Origin of the sequence: Limosilactobacillus vaginalis DSM 5837 = ATCC 49540 (assembly GCF_000159435.1) — a bacterium.
Classification (GTDB): Bacteria; Bacillota; Bacilli; order Lactobacillales; family Lactobacillaceae; genus Limosilactobacillus; species Limosilactobacillus vaginalis.
The window spans coordinates 1-240 of the sequence record NZ_GG693487.1 but is presented as its reverse complement, the minus strand read 5'-3'; the positions used below and the strand labels follow the sequence as shown (position 1 = coordinate 240).

Annotated in this window: 1 protein-coding gene; it reads right to left on the bottom strand. The window is 47.1% G+C overall.

Features of this window, described 5'->3' with window-relative positions; all coding sequences use genetic code 11:
• On the bottom strand, positions 1–240 hold a 240-nt coding region (locus tag HMPREF0549_RS09660), incomplete at both ends, for a hypothetical protein (protein ID WP_204365213.1).

Below are 240 nucleotides of genomic sequence, written 5' to 3'. Positions count from 1 at the left end.
TAGGTGTAATCATCTTTCAGGAACTGCACTAAGTCAGTGTCAGGATTGATTAAAATCGGCGTAATGTGCTGACGCAGATACTGCTTAAAATAATGACGCAGCCAGTTTTGTTGATTGACGGAGAGCTGGCGTTCATTAATCAGGAAGATCTGGTTGCGCGCCATCTCCAGCAATAGCTCGTTGTAGAGGCCGTCGAATTCCTGATCGGCTTTCAGCACCCGGGACTGAATTTTGCCCAGT